This window comes from Paenarthrobacter sp. Y-19 (assembly GCF_029223985.1).
In the GTDB taxonomy this organism is placed as follows: Bacteria; Actinomycetota; Actinomycetes; order Actinomycetales; family Micrococcaceae; genus Arthrobacter; species Arthrobacter nicotinovorans.
The window spans coordinates 2,497,712-2,517,813 of sequence record NZ_CP119414.1; the positions used below are offsets into that span (position 1 = coordinate 2,497,712).

Sequence of the window (20,102 nt, forward strand, 5' to 3'; positions counted from 1 at the left end):
CCTGCTGGTTCCCTTGTGAAATTATTTGGCATTGCTGGGACCGTCTTTGGACGGGCCGCTGGCAGCACGGTCGCCACCAGTTCGTTTTTTGCTGCCGGTGAGGCCATGCATGTAGGACAAGTAAAATCCTCCGAGAGCTCCAAGCAGAGCGCCTGCGAGCACAATCCAGCGGGTACCCCACAGATTATCCAGACCCCACCCTATCAAACTCCAGACGATGATTCCGCCAGTTATATAGCTGAATACGGCCATACCATCGTTGTAGCCCGCACCACCGCTACCCACTTCTTGACCGGCCCTTTGGCCGGATCGCTTTGGCTCAGACATCGCCGGTTCTTTCACTGGAGTTGGGGTCGTTGAAGGTTTGAAGGCGCGCCTTGCTGAAGCCATAGAGCTCAGCAGCCTGCCACATAACCACGGTCACAATGGCACCGATCACGAACCACCGCGAGTGCAGCCACTCAGGTCTGCCGATCGCGAAAAGTATTACGGCGAAACCGACGACCTTTACGAAGTATGTAGCAACGAACAAGCCAATGGCCCCGGAGGGATTATTTCGTCCTACGTAGTGGCCCACCAACAGACTGATGCCGAAGAACACCATCACCAGCAGTCCACCAAGAACCTCCGACAGAGCACCCGCTGGGCCGTCCATGAGGGCGGCCAAGGCAGCAGCAACGAGCAGACCTGCCGATCCCACAATGGTGCTGAGCTTTAGAAGATGCAGCCAAAGCGAGGGCGTGGCACCGGAAGCTTCAAGAGGACCATTGCCCGGCTCAGGCCCGGGCTCGGCGTTTGAAGCCATGGAGATCCCTATCGTCATCTGTAAAAGGGGAAGTGTGCAGCAATGCACTGCACCTGAATTCTACACGAGATAGAACAGGTGCAGGCCATGCCAGCAGTTTTCCACCTAATGGTCACCGCTGACACGCCAAGCCAACTGATGCCGAAGAGACTGACTCGCGCATCGCACGCCAGATGTTCACAGAGGCCAGTCTTCGCAGCCATGCACTCAATGCGCGGACGCCCTACCCTCGCGGAGTGTGGGATTCCCACCTCTTCAAATCACGCAAAAGAACCCGGTTCCAGCTAGCGCTGAAACCGGGTCCTCTTGTACTTCCAACCCTGATCGACTCCTGCTGGCTAGCAGGATCCAATGGCATAAATATTAATGATCGGATTCCACAACGGACTAGTAATTCCGTCGGTCACACCCGGGTTGAGGCACCTCGTGTCGCTGCCAACATTGTAGTCGAGCCGGACAAGCACCTTGCCCGAACCGCAGTGGTTGTAAGCCGACGTCTGACCCGCGATCCAGTAGCTGGTGCCTAGAAAGCCACACGCCGTAGCCGTAGTTGATGCCTGAGCTTCCACGGCACTTCCAGTTCCGGCTGAGGCCTGAGCAGACATAGGCGCCAACGCCACCGAACCCAAGGCCAGTGCCCCGACAGCGGCAATCTTTGCAAATCGTCCCATACTTTTGACTCCCCCAAATATCGATCCCGAGTTGCAGGATCACCGAATGCCCATCGCTTGACATCACTTTTACATCATTTGCAATGGACTTGACTGCACCATGGTTACAGGCTTGTCACAAGTTGTCAAACAATGGGAACGCTGCAGACCCTGTTGGTGAAATGGGGTGCGCGGTGAGGGTTCCGTCAGGATCAGCCCCGTCCAAAGTCCAGCTCGGCAACTTGAAACTTAGAGAGCGGAGTCGTTCTTGGTCCGGCGAATGTAAGGCCACGCCGTCACGACAGCCATGACCAGCGCGGCGGCGATGACGATGATCAGCACCATTTGCCAGGGGAACACGGCAAAGGCGACGCCACCGAAGGCCAGGATGCAGGTCCACACGTACAACATCACGACGGCGGTGCGGTGCGAGTAGCCCAGGTCCACCAGCTTGTGGTGAAGGTGCCCGCGGTCAGCCGACCACGGAGACTGCCCCCGCGCTGTTCTCCGGACAACTGCCATGCCCAGATCCAGGAGGGGAAGGGATAGGACGGCAAACGGCAGCAGGATAGGAACGATCGTGGGGATGCCGTTCGCGCGGTCATACAGGCCGGAACCGATTTGTCCCGTGGCAACGACGCCAGCAGAGGCCATGAGGAGTCCGATGAGCATCGCCCCGGAGTCTCCCATGAAGATCTTCGCCGGGAACCAGTTGTGGGGCAGGAAGCCAATGCAACTGCCCACCAGGATGGCCATCAGGAGGGTTGCGAGGTCCGAGTTGTCGGTGGAGGGGTTGTTCCGGTGGACCCAGTAGGCGGTGAGGAAGAACGCTCCTCCCCCGATGATGGCCACGCCGGCCGCCAGGCCATCCAGCCCGTCAATGAAGTTGACGGCATTCATCGTGGTCACGATCAAACCTGCGGTAAGGACTATCTGGACTACTTCGGAGTCCAGGAAAATGGGTTCGGGAATGAACGGCACTACGGACATCCGAACGCCCCAAATGGCCACGATGAAGGCGGCAGCGCCCTGGCCCAGGAGTTTGATCCACCAGCGGATATCCAGGATGTCGTCGGCGACCCCCACCGCCACAATCACCACGGCACCTGCCAGGATTCCCCAGGGAGCATCGTTGTGCCTGAAGATGTCCTTGACGAAGAAGGAGTTGGACGCCACCACAAGTGCGGCGAAAAAACCCACGAAAATACCCAGGCCGCCAAGCTTCGAGATCAAGGCGGAGTGCATGTCACGGCTTCGGATGGGCTGGTACAAACGAAGCTTGTTTCCGACGACGCGGGCGCCCCATGTTCCCGCGTAGGCCACAACGGCGGCCGTGAGTGCCATCAGCAGATACATGATCATGGGGCGACTCCATGGAGCAGCCCGCTGGACGTTGCGGACACCTTGACCAGGGCACGCGGCCCGGGCGCTGCAGAGAGGGGCAACTCAGGGCAGCTCAGGGTGTGGAATTCTGTCAGTGGATAAATGGAACTACTCCGTCGCCATGCCTGCACCGGCTGTGCCGAATGTTGCGGGATTTCTGTGGACTCTAGTCACGATACTAATGCCAATGGCCGTGACCACCCTGTGACGCAGCCGCAAGGCCGCAGCTTGTTTTGGCTGCGACCTGGATGTTTGGGTGTTACCGGGCGGGCTCCTGGACGTCGCGCAGAGAGTAGATTCCGTCCAGTACCTCCGCGTTCGAACGCGGAGCCCTCAAGGCGTGCCGCAGGCCCTTGAAAAGCCCGTCCAACAGTACCCTGCGGTTGGACGAAGCAGCGATGGTCCGCGTCCAGTTGCGGAGCGAAGCCCCCGTGAACAGGACTTTTTCCCAAGGGGCCAAAGCGTTCGAGCGGGTGTAAACCCAGAGCTTGTTCCGCACCTCGTAGTAGAAGCGAGGCCCAGGATCTGCTCCTGCGTCGCCGAAGACTTTCGTATGGTGGTTGGCCACGGACGCGTTCGTGGTCAAAGCGATCCCCCGACGGGAAATCCTGGCCGTGTACTCGAGGTCGTCGTTCCAGATGAAGTAATCTGCGATCGGAAGTCCGTGCTGTTTGATCTCTTCGGCACGGATCAGCACCGACACAAAGGAAGCACTCCGGATCTGCGTAGCCCCGATGCGGGCAGCGGCGCTACGGGCGTCGTCGCTTGCGCCCATCCGGGGACGCATTCTGTTCATGGGGTGGTCCCGTCCGTCGCTCCACACAACGCGGCTTGCTATGAATGCCGGGGCTTCCCCGGTCTGCTGCCGGTAGGCATCGGACACCTCGAGGGCTTCGCGCAGAGCGGCCGGCTGCGGTTCCGTGTCGTCATCCATGATCCACACGTGGTCCGCGTTGTGATCCAGAACGGCACGTTCCATACCGACGACGAATCCCCCTGCACCGCCAACGTTGGTGTTCAATGTGACGACGTCGGTTGTCACCGGTCCTTGGTACTGCTTGAGGAATTCGGCGGTTCCGTCGGTGGAAGCGTTGTCGACGACGACGATCGCATCCGGTACCCGGGTACCTGCGCTGATGCCCTCCAAAGTGGTCTGGAGGAGATCACGGCGGTTGAAGGTCACTACCACAGCGACCACGACAGCTTGGGACGTCATTTATTTGCCTCTGGTCTTGGATGGTTGGATACGGCGCCGAATCAGCAGGGCAGCCAGCTTCCACGGTTCAACAAATACCCGGTAGGCAACCCTCCCGGGGTGCAGAACCAGGCGCCAGGCCCATTCCAGCCCCAAGCGACCCAGCCAGCGAGGCGCGAGCTTCTGGACACCCGCCACCTGCTCAATGGCACCCCCGACTGCGCAGTAGACAGCAGGGGGAAGCTGACCCAGCCTGCGATGCAGGACTGTTTCCTGAAGCGGCATCCCGAGTCCCAGCAATACAAGTTGCGGGCGGAACCCCTTCAACCACTCCACGACGGCACTTTCCAAGGACTCATCCCATGCTTCACCGGGCATCCCGTCCACAGTCGCACCTGGGACGATGGATGCCAGCCGGGCAACCGCCTTGCTGTTCGCCTCGCGGCCGGCCCCGACGACGGCGACCCGCTGAAGTCCGGGAATCTTTCCCAACTCAGGAATCCAGTCCATGGAACCGAGCCTGTAAGCCATGGTCCCCTCGCCAATCGGCTGCAGTTGCCGTTTGTGCGCGAGTCCCCACAACATGGCAACGGGAGCGCCGTCCAAGAGGACGATGGAACCCTCCTCATAGACCGCTCGAACATCAGGGTGCGAATGCACCAAGGTGACGCTGTGGAGATTATGTCCCAATACCGTACTTGTGGTTCCGGCCGCGAGGAGGCTGCCCATGGCATCGAGAAGTTCCTGGACGCGCATCGGAGTGGCGTCCACGTCGAGGACGGGGACGCGTTGGCGTGCTGGAATCATTCCGGCTGGTTTTCGCTTGCAGCCTGGGACTTCGCTGTTGCGGGTGCAGCGTCCTGAGCGGCGTTTTTCACCGAAGCAGGCTCCTCCGATGCTTCGACAGGCGGTTTCTCGCCGGTTTCGTCCGCGGGGGCCGGCTCCTCAGCAACGTCCTCGGTGGTTGGTTCCTGGGGGGCTTCCGGTTCAGCGGCAGCGACAGTCTCACCGATGCCAAGGATCGAGGGCACGATCTCCCGGAGGCGTTCAAGTTCTATGGCCCCCTGCCGCACCACGCGGAAAGGAGTGGATGTTGCATCAACAATCGTGGAAGGCACGGCGTTGGTACCCTTGACGGGCCGGAAGCCGCCTTCAAGGTATACCTCAACGGATTCAGCCAGCTGCAGGCGTGCCTCGGAAGCCGTCTGTGCTGCTTCCTGGCCGGTCCGGTTGGCGGATGAAACCGCCAACGGCCCCGTCATGCTCAATAGATCCAAAGCAAGGTGGTCATCCGGCATGCGAAGGGCTACGGTGCCCTTGGTATCGCCAAGGTCCCAGTCCAGGGACGGCTGCGCGTGCAGGATCAATGTCAACCCGCCGGGCCAGAAAGCCTGTGCCAATGCCCGCGCGTCAGCAGGTACATCAGTTGCCAGCCCGTCCAGGGCATTAACGCGGGGAATCAGCACGGGAGGGGGCATCTGCCGGCTGCGGCCCTTGGAAGCGAGCAACATGGTTACAGCCAAAGGAGAAAAAGCGTCGGCAGCAATGCCATAGACGGTGTCCGTGGGCATGACGATGCACTTCTTTTCGCTGATGGCGCGCTGGGCGTGCTGAAGTCCTTCAGCACGCTGGTCCTCGGAAGTGCAGTTGTAGGTTGTGGTCACAGCGCTATTCTTTCACTCATCAGGCGCGATGCTTGCCAGTACCGCGCTGGTTGCACGTTCTTTGCCGTTCAAGTCAAAGTGTGTGGTGATCTCTTGCCAGCGTCCGGCGCGTTGCAGCATACCGGCGATCCATTGTGCCTGGACTTCGGCGTGCTCCATCACGAAGTAGCCGCCCGGTTTCAGGAGCCGCGCCGCAGAGGCCGCTGCCGCCGTCGGAAGTTCCATACCGTCCGTTCCCCCACCGTACAGGGCTTCGGGAGGATCGTGGAGGGCGACTTCCGGTTCCGAGGGTATCGCCTCGGACGGGATGTATGGGGGGTTGGAGACGACGACGTCGAAGGTACCGTTGTGCTCAGGAAGGGCATCCCGGAGGTCGCCCTGGATCAACGAAACCCCCAAAGGTTCGAGATTCCGGGCCGCCCAGGCGTGCGCAAAGCTGCTGTATTCCACCGCGTGGACCTCAGCGCCGGGAACTTCGTGGGCTATCGAGCCTGCAATGGCACCCGAACCCGTACCGAGATCCACCACCTTCGGGTTTGCCATGCCCGAGACGTGGTCGATGACCAGTTGAACCACCGATTCCGTTTCCGGTCGGGGTATGAACACCCCCGGGCCCACGCGCAACTCCAGGTGACGGAAATACGCGACGCCCGTGATGTGCTGCAAGGGAACCCGGGCCGCACGCTCCAGCACCAAGTCCCCATAGCCATCAGGAGAGGGCGCATCGCCGAGGAGCATGGCACGGAGCCGGCCAAGCCCCACACCCAACAGGTGGTCGGCCAGCAACTCAGCGTCCACGCGTGGGCTGGGAACACCGGCGTCGGACAAAACGGCAGTAGCCTCGCGAACTGCGTCCGCGAGGCTCTGGCCTTGGTAAAACGTCATTAATGGACCCTGGATGCTGAAGTCGTAGGCGCTTGGGCTCGGCTATTCGCCGATGGCGTCCAGGCGTGCCTGCTCGTCTGCTTCAATTGCGGACTGGATGACGGGCTCAAGATCGCCATTCATGACGGCGTCGAGGTTGTAGGCCTTGTAGCCCGTGCGGTGGTCTGCAATGCGGTTTTCCGGGAAATTGTACGTGCGGATGCGCTCCGAACGGTCCATGGTCCGGATTTGCGATTTGCGCTGCTCGGAGTTGGCGGCGTCGATCTGTTCCTGCTGGTGGGCAAGGAGTCGGGCGCGGAGGACGCGCATGCCGGCTTCGCGGTTCTGCAGCTGCGACTTCTCGTTCTGCATGGCGACGACGATGCCCGTGGGCAAGTGGGTAATGCGGACAGCAGAGTCGGTGGTGTTCACGGACTGCCCACCCGGGCCGGAGGAACGGTAAACGTCGATCTTGAGGTCGTTCTGGTTGATCTCAAGTTCTTCGGGCTCGTCCACTTCGGGGAGAACCAGCACACCGGCGGCCGAGGTGTGAATACGCCCCTGTGATTCGGTCACGGGAACACGCTGTACGCGGTGCACGCCGCCCTCGAACTTCAAGCGGGCGAAAACGCCCTGTGCGGGATCGTTCGAGTTGCCCTTGATGGCGACAGCAACGTCCTTGTAACCACCGAGGTCGGACTCAGTAGCTGAAATCATTTCTGTCTTCCAGCCACGGGACTCGGCGTAACGCATGTACATACGCAGAAGGTCGCCAGCGAACAAGGCGGCTTCGTCGCCACCTTCGCCACCCTTCACTTCAAGGATGACGTTGCGGGCATCGTCCGGATCGCGCGGGATCAACAGGCGGCGCAATCGCTCCTGTGCCGCCGGTATCTGCTCCTCCAACTGCACAACCTCGGCAGCAAATTCGGGATCCTCGTCAGCCATTTCCTTGGCCGCTTCCAAATCGTCATTGAGCCCGCGCCACTTGTTGTACGCCTCCACAATGCCTTGGAGCTGCGCGGAGCGCCGCCCCAACTTCCTGGCAGCAGACTGATCGGCATAAACGGCAGGATCGCTCAGCTGTGCCTGAATAGCAGCATGCTCATCAAGCAATCCCTGTACGGACTCAAACATTTTCAAACCTCTTTCGACTTCTACAAGTCTAATAACTGCATCGTGGGGTCACGTACAGCCCATCTGGCGGGGCCCACATGGGCCATATGACCTCGCGTGGGGTCGGGTCAAGGATTCCGTTTAAACAAAGACCGCTCAAAATATGCCGGCCAGGGAGTGGCTTCGGGCCTGCCGGAGCCGGGCAGCTTCCGATCGCAGATCGAAAGCTACCCGGCGCAGGGGCGGGGCCGGCATATTTTGAGCGGTTAGAGCACAGCTATTTGTCGTTGTCCGACTTCGCTCCGAGCGTCGTCTTCTGAACCTGCATGAGGAACTCGACGTTGCTCTGGGTCTCCCGGATCTTGTTGGTCAGCAGCTCAAGGCTCTGCTGCTGCTCCAGTCCGGAAAGGACGCGGCGCAGCTTCCACATGATCTTGACCTCCTCAGGCGAGAGCAGGTTCTCTTCGCGGCGCGTGCCGGACGCGTTGACGTCCACAGCCGGGAAGATGCGCTTGTCCGCCAGCTGGCGGGACAGGCGGAGCTCCATGTTGCCAGTGCCCTTGAACTCTTCGAAGATGACTTCATCCATCTTGGAGCCGGTCTCAACAAGAGCCGTTGCCAGGATGGTCAGCGAGCCACCGTTCTCGATGTTGCGGGCCGCACCGAAGAAGCGCTTGGGCGGGTACAGTGCTGCGGAGTCCACGCCACCGGACAGGATACGGCCGGAGGCCGGTGCTGCGAGGTTGTAGGCACGGCCCAGACGGGTCATGGAGTCCAGGAGAACCACCACGTCCATGCCCATCTCCACGAGTCGCTTGGCGCGTTCGATGGAGAGCTCGGCAACCGTGGTGTGGTCGTCGGCGGGACGGTCGAAGGTAGAGGCAATGACCTCACCCTTGACGGTGCGCTGCATGTCCGTAACTTCTTCGGGACGTTCGTCAACCAGCACCATCATGAGGTGGACCTCAGGGTTGTTGGTGGTGATTGCGTTCGCGATGGACTGCAGGATGAGCGTCTTGCCGGCCTTCGGCGGGGAAACGATCAGGCCACGCTGGCCCTTGCCGATCGGAGCCACGAGATCGATGACACGCGGACCGATCTTCTTGGGGTCCGTTTCCAGGCGCAGGCGCTCTGACGGGTACAGCGGAACGAGCTTTGCGAACTCGACGCGGTCCTTGAGTTCCTCAGGGGTTTTGCCGTTGACGGATGTGACGCGAACGAGCGCGTTGAACTTCTGTCGGGCCGACTGCTGGCTGCGGTCCTCACCGTCACGCGGTGCACGGATGGCACCTACGACGGCGTCACCCTTGCGGAGGTTGTACTTCTTGACCTGTGCCAGGGAGACGTAGACGTCGTTGGCGCCGGGGAGGTAGCCGGACGTACGGATGAACGCGTAGTTCTCCAGAACGTCCAGGATGCCTGCCACGGGAAGCAGGACGTCGTCCTCGGTAACCTCGACGTCGTCAACGTCCGGTCCCTGGGCGCGTCCACGACGACGTTCGTTGCGATCACGGAAACGGTCGCTGCGGGTGTTGCCGTCACGGCCGTCCTGGCCGCCCCGGCGGTCGCTGCGGTCGTTCTGGTCGTTTCGGTCACGGCGGTTGCGGCGGTTGCGGCGGTTGCCGGTGTCGTCGCCGTCGTTGTTGTCTTCACGGCGGCCACGGTTGTTGTCGCGGCGTTCGCGCTGCTGGTCGCCGGAGTCGGCCTGCTCACGCTGCTCGCGCTGTTCCGTGCGGTCGTTACGCTGCTCACGCTGTTCCGTGCGGTCGTTACGCTGCTCACGCTGTTCCGAACGGTCGTTACGCTGCTCGCGCTGTTCCGTGCGGTCGTTGCGCTGCTCGGCTGCCGGCGCTTCCGCTGCTTCAGCCGGAGCTGCGGCAGCTTCGCCGCGGCGACGGTTGCGGGTACGGGGCTGACGACGTTCGGAGCCCGCCTCGGTTGCTTCGGCCGCGGCCGGCGTTTCGACGGCGGGTGCTGCTTCAGGCTCGGAGGCGGTGGCAGTGGTGGTCGCGGCTGCCTCAGCAGCTGCAACAACGCCATCACTCGTAGCGCGGCGGCTGCGTCCACGTCCACGCCCACGGGGAGCTTCCTGGGCCGGAGCCTCGGCAGCTGCCTCAACGGGCGCACTCTTTTCCGTGGCCTTGGCTTCTGCAACCGGGGCTTCCTTGGCCACGGCGGGAGCCTTGGCCGAGGTGGCCTTGGCTGGAGCCTTGGTAGTGGAGGTGCCCGCACGGTGGGCAGAGATGGCCGTAACCAAGTCCCCCTTGCGCATGCGGGATCCCCCCGAAATACCCAGCTGGCTCGCAAGAGCCTGAAGCTGGGCGAGCTTGAGGCCTGCAAGGCCGCTGCTCTTGGTTGCTGCCGTTGACGACTCAGCAGCAGAAGATGTTGTGTCCACAGCTGAAGCCAGCTCAGTGGTTTCTGTCACGAAGGATCCTTCCCCCTCGACGGCGTCCAGAGCGAGAGCTGGACGCGATGATTTGTTCTGGGCTGCAGTTCAGATCTGCAGCCGGTGATTTTGGCCGTGCCTGATGGATTGTGGCCAACAGGGCCGGATACTGATCGCCTTCACTGGATCCGGTTACCCGGACAGCCAGCCTGAAATTCAGGAAACAGAGAGTTCTGCGGCACCTGATGCAGGCCGGAAAGAGACGACACCACCAACGTTGGCACAGTTGACGAAAGGTACGGCGAAACACCGAAGTCCAAAATCAGGGAACTGCCCGCGGCTTTACCGGCGGTGCACTTCCACTCTAGCACCTTGAACGTCAACAGCCAGCGTCATCACACGCCAACCAACGTCGGGTGTGTTGGCTGCAGTAAACGAATTGATGAATTGGACCGCTGCTGCGGCTTCGTCGGAACCATTGGCAAGGATCATCACGGTTGGTCCGGCGCCGGAAACAACGGCTGCGTGCCCTGCTGCCCGCAAAGCTGCAATGAGTTCGGCGCTGGGCCGCATGGCTTGGGCACGATAGCTCTGGTGAAGGTAGTCTTCCGTACCCGGCAACAGCAGTCCGGGATCTGCCGTGAGGGCGTGGATCAGCAATGCGGCGCGTCCGGAGTTCATCGCAGCTGCGTGGTGGCCGACCGATGCCGGGAGCAGTCCACGCGCCGTCTCGGTGGACAGCTCGTAATCCGGTACAGCCACTACCGGAGTCACAGCTGGTGCCACCTCCGCACGGGTACTGCTGTACTGCTCGCTGTCCTGCCACGACAGCGCCAGTCCGCCGAAAATCGCCGGTGCGACGTTGTCCGGGTGGCCTTCCATCTCGCTTGTCAGCTGCAGGATCCACTGAGTGTCGCGCTGGGCCTCCTGCGGTACCAACGCGTTCGCAGCCGTCACCGCAGCGACCACTGCCGAGGCAGAGGAACCCAAACCCCGCCCATGGGGGTTGACGTTGTCCGCGGTGATCCGCAAGCCGGTGTGCTGGAAACCCAGACGCTCCAGTGCAAGATCGATGGCGCGCACCACGAGGTGGGTGGCATCGCGGGGAAGGGTGTCGGCGCCCTCACCGGAGAGCTCGAACTCAAGCTCTCCGGTGGTGAGGGTCTCCACCGTCAAAGTGTCGTAGATGGAGAGGGCCAGGCCCAGGCTGTCGTAGCCCGGGCCCAGGTTGGCGCTCGTACCAGGGACCTTGACGGTCAGCCGTTGGCCTGCCGCGACGATTACCCGATCGGTCGCGGTGGGCTGTTTTGATTCCACTCTTAGTTTTCTTCCAGTCCCAGTTCTGCTGCAACGGTGACGACGTCGTTCGGCACCTTGACCGGCTGGACTTCACTGCCGTCTTCGGTCCGGAGAGCCCACTGGGGATCTTTGAGTCCGTGCCCGGTGACAGTGATGACGATGGTCTTGCCCGACGGTACCTGGCCTGCCGCGTGCTTCTTGATCAAGCCGGCGACGCCGGCAGCCGAGCCGGGCTCGACGAAGACGCCTTCCTTGGAAGACAACCAGCGGTGGGCGTCCAGGATCTCGTCATCGGTGACGGCTTCAATAAGACCGCCGGATTCGTCGCGTGCGGCCACGGCCGTCTCCCACGAAGCGGGGTTGCCGATGCGGATGGCAGTTGCGATCGTGTCAGGCTCTGTGATGGGGTGGCCGGCAACGAAGGGGGCTGCGCCGGCGGCCTGGAAGCCCCACATGGTGGGAGTCTTGGTGGAAACGGCCGGAAGGGTCCCGTTGGAGGTCTCGAACGGCGCGGCGTACTCCTTGTAGCCCTTCCAATACGCGCTGATGTTTCCTGCGTTGCCGACGGGAAGAACGTGGATGTCCGGGGCGTCGCCCAAAGAATCCACAACTTCGAAGGCACCGGTCTTCTGGCCCTGGATGCGGGCGGGATTGACCGAGTTCACCAGGAAGACGGGGTAGGACTCACCGAGTTTGCGGGCGATGTCGAGGCAGTTGTCGAAGTTGCCATCGACCTGCAGCAACGTGGCACCGTGGGCGATGGCCTGGCTCAGCTTGCCCATGGAAATCTTGCCTTCAGGAACAAGCACCGCACACTTCAGACCCGCGGCCGTGGCGTAGGCAGCGGCCGATGCGGAGGTGTTTCCCGTGGAGGCGCAAACTACGGCTTTGGCGCCGGCCTCGACAGCAGCCGTCATGGCCATGGTCATGCCGCGGTCCTTGAAGGAGCCCGTCGGGTTCATGCCTTCGACTTTGAGGTAGACCTCTGAACCGGTCAGCTCGGACAGTTTTTGCGCGTGAACCAGCGGAGTGCCGCCCTCGCCGAGGGTGATGACCTTCGTGGCTTCCGTTACGGGCAAACGATCAGCATACTCGCGGATTACTCCGCGCCATTGGTGAGCCACTTAGACCCCTTCTACCCGCAGTACGGATGTGACGGAATTGATGACGTCGAGGCCCTTGACGGCCTCAACGGTTGCTGCGAGTGCAGCTTCGGATGCACGGTGCGTCACGATCTTCAGCTCGGCCGACTCAACATTCGAGGCGGAGTCGCGGTGGATCGTTTGACGCATGATTTCGATGGAAACGCCGTTTTCCGCAAAGATATGGGCAATCCGGGCAAGCACGCCTGCCTGGTCAGCGACATCCAAGCCGATGTAGTAGCTCGTATCGGAGGCGTCAATGGTGAGCGCCGGAACGTGGCCGGTGGTGGTCTCGGTACGGCCGGGACCGCCCAGAACCAGGCGGCGGGCGGCGGAAACGAGATCGCCGAGCACAGCGGATGCTGTTGGTGTTCCCCCGGCGCCCTGGCCATAGAACATCAGTTCGCCGGCGTTTTCGGCCTCGATGAACACTGCGTTGAAGGCTCCACGGACAGCCGCCAGCGGATGCTCACGCGGGAGCAGAGTGGGGTGGACCCGCACCGAGATGCCACTGCCGTGGTCCGAAGAGTCGATCTTCTCGGCGATCGCGAGAAGCTTGATGACGAAGCCGGCTTCTTTGGCCGAGGCGATGTCTTCGGCGCTGACCTTGGTGATGCCTTCGCAGTAGACATCGTCCAGGGAGAAGCGTGTATGGAACGAAAGCGACGCAAGGATGGCAGCCTTCGCTGCGGCATCATGCCCTTCAACGTCCGCTGTCGGGTCCGCTTCGGCGTAGCCCAGTCGCTGGGCTTCGGCGAGGGCGTCAGCGAACTGCGCACCGGTGCTGTCCATCTGGTCGAGGATGAAGTTGGTGGTGCCGTTGACGATGCCCAGCACGCGGGTGATCCGGTCCCCGGACAGGCTGTCGCGGATGGGACGAAGGATGGGGATGGCGCCGGCGACGGCGGCCTCGTAGGACAGCTGCACTCCGGCTTTATCGGCCTCTTCGTAGAGGGTGGGTCCGTCCTGTGCAAGCAGGGCCTTGTTGCCGGTGACCACGCAGGCGCCGTTCTGGATCGCGGTGAGGATCAACGAACGGGCAGGCTCGATTCCGCCCATGAGTTCGATGACCAGGTCGGCGTCCTTGACCAGAGTGTCGGCGTCAGTGGTGAACAACTCGCGCGGCAGTTCGACGTCGCGCGGGGAATCGATGGTGCGGACAGCGATACCGGACAGTTCCAGGCGTGCACCGCTGCGGGCGGCAAGTGCCTCGGCGTCGTCAATCAGAATCCGCGCGACCTGGGCCCCAACGTTGCCACAGCCCAGGAGGGCCACTTTCAAGGTTCGCACTTCAGACATTCGCCACTCCCATGTCGCGGTTCAAGAGATCTTCTTCGGTTTCGCCGCGGACGATCAACCTGGCGGCTCCGTCGCGTACAGCGACAACGCCAGGCCGGGCCAGGTAGTTGTAGTTGCTGGAGAGGGCCCAGCAGTAGGCGCCGGTACCCGGTACTGCGAGCAAATCACCGGCTGCCACGTCCGCGGGCAGATATACATCTCTAACAACTATGTCGCCGCTCTCGCAATGTTTGCCCACTACTCGGGACAGCTGCGGAGCCGCGGTGGAATCACGGGAGGCCAAAATCGCCGAATAATCCGCGTCGTACAGCACCGGACGGGCGTTATCGCTCATTCCACCGTCCACCGACACATAGCGGCGCGGATACGTAACGTTCTCCTGCCCTGCGTCAACGCCGGGAGCATCCACGCGGACCGTTTTGAGGGTGCCTACTTCGTAGAGGGTAAACGTGGTGCTGCCCACGATGGCCCGTCCCGGTTCAATTGAGATGCGGGGCGAGGCTATCCCCAGTTCGGCGCAGGTGGAACGCACGACGGCCGCCATCGCCTGCGCGATCTCGGCCGGCGGACGCGGAGTGTCCACCGGGGTGTAAGCGATTCCATAGCCACCGCCGAGGTCAAGTTCAGGCAGGACGATGGAGTACTTGCTCTGCATCGCGGCAAGGAACCGCAGAAGCTTTTCTCCTGCCACGGCAAAACCGTCAGGCTCGAAGATTTGCGAGCCGATGTGGCAATGCAGGCCCAGGAGCTCAATGCTCGGATAGGACGTCGCAGCTGCCACCGCTTCCTCGGCAGCGGACAGGCCGGCTTCCTCAGTGGAGTCTTCGGCCATGGAGAGGCCGAATTTCTGGTCCTCGTGGGCCGTGGCAATGAATTCATGCGTGTGGGCATGCACACCAGGAGTAAGGCGCAGCATGACTTTGGCGGTTTCGCCGCGGCTGGAGGCGATCTTGGCTAGGCGTTCCAGCTCGTCGAGGCTGTCCACCACGATCCTGCCAACGTGCATGTCCAGCGCGCGGTTGATCTCCGCGTCCGACTTGTTGTTGCCGTGCAGGCCGAGATTCCGTCCCTCGATCCCGGCGCGGGCAGCAACGGCGAGCTCACCGCCGGAGCAGGTGTCCAGTCGAAGGCCTTCCTCTGCCACCCAGCTGGCTACTGCCGTGCACAGGAACGATTTGCCGGCGTAGTAGACATCCACTCCCCCACAAATGTCTGCGAATGCAGCATCGAAGGCGTCTTTGAAGGCCCGGGCCCGTGAACGGAAATCCGACTCGCTCATGACGAAGAGCGGAGTCCCGAACTGTTCCTTGAGTTCCTTGACCGAAACACCGTCGATGGCGACTTCACCGGCGTCATTCTTCGCCACCCCGGCCGCCCACATGGACGGCTGAAGGGCGTTGAGGTCTTCCGGGAGGGCCAACCATTCCGGTGCAAGAGGAGAAGCGTTGCTGAATTCTGTGGTCATTTCGCTACATCCGTTCCGGCGCCGAAACACCGAGCAGTTCGAGTCCGTTGGCAAGTACCTGGCTGGTAGCGTCGTTCAACCACAAGCGTGTCCGGTTCACGTCCTGGACAGGCTCGTCGCCCTGCGGCGACACACGGCACGCGTCGTACCAGCGGTGGTAGGCGCCGGCGATGACCTCGAGGTGGCGGGCCACCCTGTGGGGCTCGCGGAGCTCGGCGGCCTTGGCCACGATCGACGGGTAGCTGCCCAGGTAAGAGAGCAGTTCGTTCTCGGTTGCGTGGTCCAGGAGCGAGGCATCGAACACGGAACGGTCCACACCGGCCTCGATTGCGTTGCGGGCAGTGCCACGTGAGCGGGCATGCGCGTACTGCACATAGAACACGGGGTTCTCGTTGGAGTTCTTCTTGAGCAGTTCCGGATCCAAGGTCAGCGGAGAGTCGGCCGGGAAGCGTGCCAGGGAGTAACGCACAGCATCCTTGCCAAGCCAGGAAATGAGGTCCTTGAGCTCGATGATGTTGCCGGCACGCTTGGACAGCTTGGCGCCGTTCACGGAGACGAGCTGTCCAATGAGGACCTCGATATTGACCTCGGGGTCGTCGCCCGCGCAGGCCGCAATCGCCTTCAGCCGGTTGATGTATCCGTGGTGGTCGGCGCCGAGGAGATAGATCTTTTCGGTAAATCCGCGGTCCTTTTTGGACAGGTAGTAGGCAGCATCGGCGGCGAAGTAGGTCGGTTCGCCATTGGCACGGATCATGACGCGGTCTTTGTCGTCACCAAAGTCGGTGGTGCGCAGCCAGACGGCGCCTCCGTCGTCGTAGACATGCCCCTGCTCGCGAAGGCGCGCGACGGCGGACTCGATCGCTCCGGCGTCGTGCAGTTCCTTTTCGGAGAAGAAGACATCAAACTCCACGCCGAAGTCAGCCAAGGTGGTTTTGATATCCGCCATCTGGGCCTCGTAAGCAGCAGCCCGAATGACCGGCAGGGCGGCTTCATCCGTCAGTTCGCGGATGTCCGGGTGTGCCTTCAGGACCTCGTCGCCAAGCTCGCGGATGTACTCGCCCGGGTATCCGCCCTCGGGAACACCCCTGCCATGAAGGCGGGAAAGCACGGAGTTGGCGAAGACGTTCATCTGCGAACCGGCGTCATTGATGTAGTACTCGGCCGTGACGTCAGCACCTGATGCACGCAGGACACGGGCAATGGCGTCACCTAGCGCCGCCCAGCGGGTGTGGCCAATGTGCAGCGGACCCGTGGGGTTTGCGGAGACGAACTCCATGTTGACCACGCGGCCCGCGAGCGCCTGGTTGGTGCCGTAGGCGGATCCGGCCTCAACGATTGTCTTGGCAAGGGTTCCGGCCGTAGCGGCATCCACGGTGATGTTCAGGAAGCCCGGTCCGGCGATTTCCACGCCGGCGACGCCGGGGATGCCCTGGAGATGGTTGCTCAGGATGCCTGCAAATTCTCGGGGATTCATCCCGGCCTGTTTGGACAGCTGCAGGGCGATGTTGGTGGCCCAATCACCGTGGTCCCGGTTCTTGGGTCGCTCCACGCGCACGGCGTCGGGCACAGCAGATTCCGTCAGGGCGATTTCGCCAGTGGAGACAGCGACCTTAAGGCAGGCGGATATGGCAGCAGAGAGTTCATCGGGAGTCACGGATCTAGCCTACCGGTGGCCCGCAAAGACGCGGAATTGGTGGGCCCGTATGTGGACAATCCGGACACAGCCGGCGCACAGGGACCGCAGGCAGCCGCCACAGACTGAACCATTACGCTGATTTCAACGTTGTGAAGAACATGGACGCCGGCCGCGCCCCTCATCCGGGGCCTGCCAGTGCCATGACCACGAGCCCACGACGACATACTTCCGGTTGAACTTGTCCAGTTGAAACGAGCAGAATCATGACTACGCCACTCCGCAAGAGCATCTATGTTGGCATTGCCGGCCTCTCCATCGCGGGAACAGCCGCTGGATGCGCGCCCAGCACCCAAGCGCCTGCCACCCAAGCGCCGGCCACCCAGGAGGGCGGCCAGGCCTCGACAGGCAGCCCTTCGCCCACAGGCTCGTCCGCCATCGCTACCACCGGAGCTACCACCGGAGCTACCACCTACAAGGACGGTACCTACAGTGCGGATGGAACCTACACGTCACCGAATGGGCAGGAAACGGTGGGCGTGGAACTGACACTGGCCGCCGATAAGGTCTCAGCGGTGAACATCACAGTCCACCCCTCCAACCCCAACACCAAGAAATTCCAAGGTGAGTTTGCCAGTGGCATCGCGGCACAGATTGTCGGGAAGGACGTGGACGAACTGAAGGTGTCCAAGGTGGCCGGTTCTTCCCTCACGTCCGGGGGGTTCAATGATGCCCTCGAGCAGATCAAGTCGCAGGCCAAGTAGCGGTCATGCCGCATCCGGGCTGGAGCAACTTCAGCTTCGACGGGATCGGCACACGGTGGGAAATTTCGACGCCGGATCAGCTGGCTCCCGTTCTCACCGGGGAGTTGCTTGCCGCTGTCGAAGCGTACGACAAGACGTGGTCGCGTTTCAGGGCCGATTCCCTGGTGACCCGCCTCTCCCGCGGTCCGGGCAGCATCACGTTGCCGGACCACGCCACCGGGCTTCAGGAACTGTATGCCACGGCCTACCGCTTGAGCGACGGGGCCATGACCCCTCTTATTGGAAGCAGCCTGGAAAGGCTGGGTTACGACGCCAGCTACTCCCTCATCCCGACGGGAGCAGCCCAGGCACCACCCCGTTGGGAGGACGTCCTTGAGTGGACAGGCACGACGATGACCGCCAGGGAACCCTTGGTGGTGGACATCGGCGCGGCCGGAAAAGGCCAGCTGGTGGACCTGTTGGGAGGGATACTCCGGGGAGCGGGCATCGATGATTTCCTGGTGGATGGCAGCGGCGACATGCTTCATTCGGGGGCCCATCCCGTCAGTGTCGCGCTGGAACATCCTTACAACCCACGACAGGCCATTGGGACCGTCGAGTTGGACAACGCCGCGCTGTGCGCTTCGGCGGCCAACCGCCGGGCATGGGACGACGGCCTGCACCATGTCCTGGACGGCACCACCGGCAAGCCGGTCCACACCACAGTGGCCACGTGGACCATGGCGGCGAGCGCCCTGGTCGCGGACGGGTTGGCCACGGCATTGTTCATGGTGGATCCTGCACCGCTTGAGAAGGAATTCGAGTTCTCGTGGCTCAGGGTCTCTTCGACGGGCGGTGCCGCGTTTTCGTCAGGTTTTGAGGGGAGACTGTTCACATGATTGCTGCCAAGTCCCGCGTTGACACCTGGTTGGGCCGCTTCACCATGTACCGCTTGATCCTGTGGGTCCTCGGGGTGCTGGTGGTGTACAGCATGATCCTCAACGTGCTGGGGTGGCTGACCTTCGGCCTGCCGGAGATGCTGGTCCACCTGCTCCTGTGCTTGGGCGTTACGTATGGATCGAACCGTTTGCTCGCCGTCGTATTCCGTGTCAGACCACACACGGAGTCTTCACTCATCACGGCTTTGCTCCTCTACTTCCTGTTCTGGCCCGCTTTTGGGCTCACCGACATGGCCGGTGTGGCGCTGGCATGCGTATTGGCGAGCGTGTCCAAGTACGCTTTGGCCTTTCGCGGCAGGCACATCTTCAATCCGGCCGCCGCTGGCGCATTCATCACCGGCCTGACCGGCTTGAACATTGCTACGTGGTGGGCGGCAACCCCGGCGATGCTGTGGTTGCTGGTGCCGGGCGTTCTGCTGGTCCTGTACCGTACCCGCAAGCTGCTCATGGCCACTGTGTTCCTCGTGGTGGCAAGCGGGATCATCACCCTTGAGCTCCTGAACCGGAGCATGACCTTCGGGCAGGCTTTGTGGCAGACCCTGGCCCAACGGCCCCTTCTGTTCTTCGTGGGCTTCATGCTGTCCGAGCCGCTCACCCTTCCTCCCCGCCGCTGGCAGCAGCTGGCGCTTGCCGCCGTCGTGGGTGTTGTCTTCGCGGTTCCTTACAACTTCGGGTTCGTGGCCAATTCCCCGGAACTGGCGCTGCTGCTGGGCAATCTCATCGCTTTCTTCCTGGGCCAACGGGGCGGGGTGGAACTGACGTTCAAGGAATCACGCGTCTTGACGCCCGGGAGCACGGAATTCCGTTTCGAACCGGCGCGGCCGGTCCGTTTTGCCGCAGGCCAGTTCATGGAGCTGAACCTGCCGCATTCGCGTTCGGACGGCAGGGGCCGACGTCGGATTTTCAGCATCACCAGCGCTCCCGGTGCGCCTGAAGTGACTTTTGGCGTGGGTACCGCCGAGCCTTTGTCGAGCGCCAAGAAAGCATTGCTTGCCCTTCGGCCAGGGGAAACCGTTTCCGCCACTGCCGTTGGTGGGGACTTTCTTCTCCCGCACGACGCCGGCAAACCGGTCCTGTTGATGGCCGCAGGTATCGGGATTACGCCTTTCTTATCGCAACTGGCGGCCGACGGCACCGCCCGCGACACCGTGGTGCTGTATCTGGCGAAGAGCCGGGACGAGCTGGCATGGGTGGAACAGCTGGAAGCCTCAGGAGCTACCGTGATTGCCCGGCTCGCCGACGGTTCCACTCCCCCGGAGTTCATGCGCGACGCCGGCATTTCCAGAATCGATGCAGCGCGCCTGAAGGAACTCGTTCCGGACATCGCCGACAGGGAAGTATTCGTCTCCGGCTCACCCGCCAGCGTTGATTCCCTGCGGTCCGCGGCACGCGGTGCAGGCGCCCGACGGGTCCATGTTGACTCGTTCGCCGGGTACTGAAGCGACGCGGGCCGCTTCCCGCTGATGGCGGGACTCACAACGGGCCGGATGTGAGCC

Annotated in this window: 17 protein-coding genes; 3 read left to right on the forward strand and 14 right to left on the reverse strand. The window is 62.2% G+C overall.

The genetic code is table 11. The features are described from left to right. Positions 1-21: 21 nt before the first annotated feature. The 14 genes from PYR64_RS11745 to argS all read right to left on the reverse strand — a co-directional run bounded on the left by PYR64_RS11745 (position 22) and on the right by argS (position 16,925). Complete coding sequence (locus PYR64_RS11745; RefSeq protein ID WP_079580533.1) at positions 22-327, reverse strand: hypothetical protein; 306 nt, start codon at positions 325-327, stop codon at positions 22-24. Further along, entirely contained in the window at positions 320-805 is a 486-nt protein-coding gene (locus PYR64_RS11750) for a hypothetical protein (RefSeq protein ID WP_018776347.1), read from the reverse strand. Before PYR64_RS11750 ends, PYR64_RS11745 begins: the two co-directional genes overlap by 8 nt. 899 nt (positions 806-1,704) lie before the next feature. Beyond that, positions 1,705-2,817: an MraY family glycosyltransferase gene (locus tag PYR64_RS11755; RefSeq protein ID WP_018776348.1), complete on the reverse strand. Its 1,113-nt coding sequence runs from the start codon at positions 2,815-2,817 to the stop codon at positions 1,705-1,707. A 280-nt stretch (positions 2,818-3,097) separates the two neighbouring features. After that, a complete protein-coding gene (locus tag PYR64_RS11760; protein WP_039242049.1) occupies positions 3,098-4,054 on the reverse strand; it encodes a glycosyltransferase in 957 nt (318 codons plus the stop codon). After that, positions 4,055-4,840, reverse strand: a complete 786-nt coding sequence (locus tag PYR64_RS11765) for a WecB/TagA/CpsF family glycosyltransferase (RefSeq protein WP_039242051.1) — start codon at positions 4,838-4,840, stop codon at positions 4,055-4,057. Then, positions 4,837-5,697 carry an L-threonylcarbamoyladenylate synthase gene (locus PYR64_RS11770; protein WP_018776351.1) on the reverse strand — a complete coding sequence of 287 codons (861 nt, stop codon included), beginning with the start codon at positions 5,695-5,697 and terminating at the stop codon, positions 4,837-4,839. The genes PYR64_RS11765 and PYR64_RS11770 overlap by 4 nt, the downstream gene beginning before the upstream one ends. A gap of 12 nt (positions 5,698-5,709) precedes the next feature. Further along, positions 5,710-6,582, reverse strand: a complete 873-nt coding sequence (gene prmC / locus PYR64_RS11775) for a peptide chain release factor N(5)-glutamine methyltransferase (RefSeq protein WP_064721733.1) — start codon at positions 6,580-6,582, stop codon at positions 5,710-5,712. Positions 6,583-6,624: 42 nt separating this feature from the next. Next, entirely contained in the window at positions 6,625-7,698 is a 1,074-nt protein-coding gene (gene prfA, locus PYR64_RS11780; RefSeq protein WP_014922181.1) for a peptide chain release factor 1, read from the reverse strand. 256 nt (positions 7,699-7,954) lie between these two features. Next, on the reverse strand, positions 7,955-10,105 hold the full coding sequence (gene rho, locus PYR64_RS11785) for a transcription termination factor Rho (RefSeq protein WP_275775365.1): 2,151 nt from the start codon (positions 10,103-10,105) through the stop codon (positions 7,955-7,957). Between the two features lie 303 nt (positions 10,106-10,408). Next, the gene (thrB, locus tag PYR64_RS11790; RefSeq protein WP_018776355.1) at positions 10,409-11,383 is read right to left on the reverse strand and encodes a homoserine kinase; all 975 of its coding nucleotides are present in this window, start codon (positions 11,381-11,383) and stop codon (positions 10,409-10,411) included. A 2-nt stretch (positions 11,384-11,385) separates the two neighbouring features. After that, positions 11,386-12,489 (reverse strand): threonine synthase, encoded by a 1,104-nt coding sequence (thrC, locus tag PYR64_RS11795; RefSeq protein ID WP_018776356.1) that lies wholly within the window; start codon positions 12,487-12,489, stop codon positions 11,386-11,388. Further along, the gene (locus PYR64_RS11800) at positions 12,490-13,806 is read right to left on the reverse strand and encodes a homoserine dehydrogenase (protein ID WP_055972109.1); all 1,317 of its coding nucleotides are present in this window, start codon (positions 13,804-13,806) and stop codon (positions 12,490-12,492) included. Beyond that, the gene (gene lysA / locus PYR64_RS11805; RefSeq protein WP_275775368.1) at positions 13,799-15,271 is read right to left on the reverse strand and encodes a diaminopimelate decarboxylase; all 1,473 of its coding nucleotides are present in this window, start codon (positions 15,269-15,271) and stop codon (positions 13,799-13,801) included. The genes PYR64_RS11800 and lysA overlap by 8 nt, the downstream gene beginning before the upstream one ends. Positions 15,272-15,275: 4 nt before the next feature. After that, a complete protein-coding gene (argS, locus tag PYR64_RS11810; protein ID WP_018776359.1) occupies positions 15,276-16,925 on the reverse strand; it encodes an arginine--tRNA ligase in 1,650 nt (549 codons plus the stop codon). Between the two features lie 245 nt (positions 16,926-17,170). Here argS and PYR64_RS11815 point away from each other — a divergent pair, with 245 nt between their 5' ends. The 3 genes from PYR64_RS11815 to PYR64_RS11825 are packed head-to-tail and all read left to right on the forward strand — an operon-like array spanning position 17,171 to position 20,045. Then, complete coding sequence (locus tag PYR64_RS11815; RefSeq protein WP_275775371.1) at positions 17,171-17,668, forward strand: hypothetical protein; 498 nt, start codon at positions 17,171-17,173, stop codon at positions 17,666-17,668. 5 nt (positions 17,669-17,673) lie between these two features. Then, positions 17,674-18,546, forward strand: coding sequence for an FAD:protein FMN transferase (locus PYR64_RS11820; RefSeq protein ID WP_275775373.1), 873 nt, complete (start codon positions 17,674-17,676; stop codon positions 18,544-18,546). Next, on the forward strand, positions 18,543-20,045 hold the full coding sequence (locus PYR64_RS11825) for an oxidoreductase (RefSeq protein WP_275775375.1): 1,503 nt from the start codon (positions 18,543-18,545) through the stop codon (positions 20,043-20,045). Before PYR64_RS11820 ends, PYR64_RS11825 begins: the two co-directional genes overlap by 4 nt. Positions 20,046-20,102: the final 57 nt, after the last annotated feature.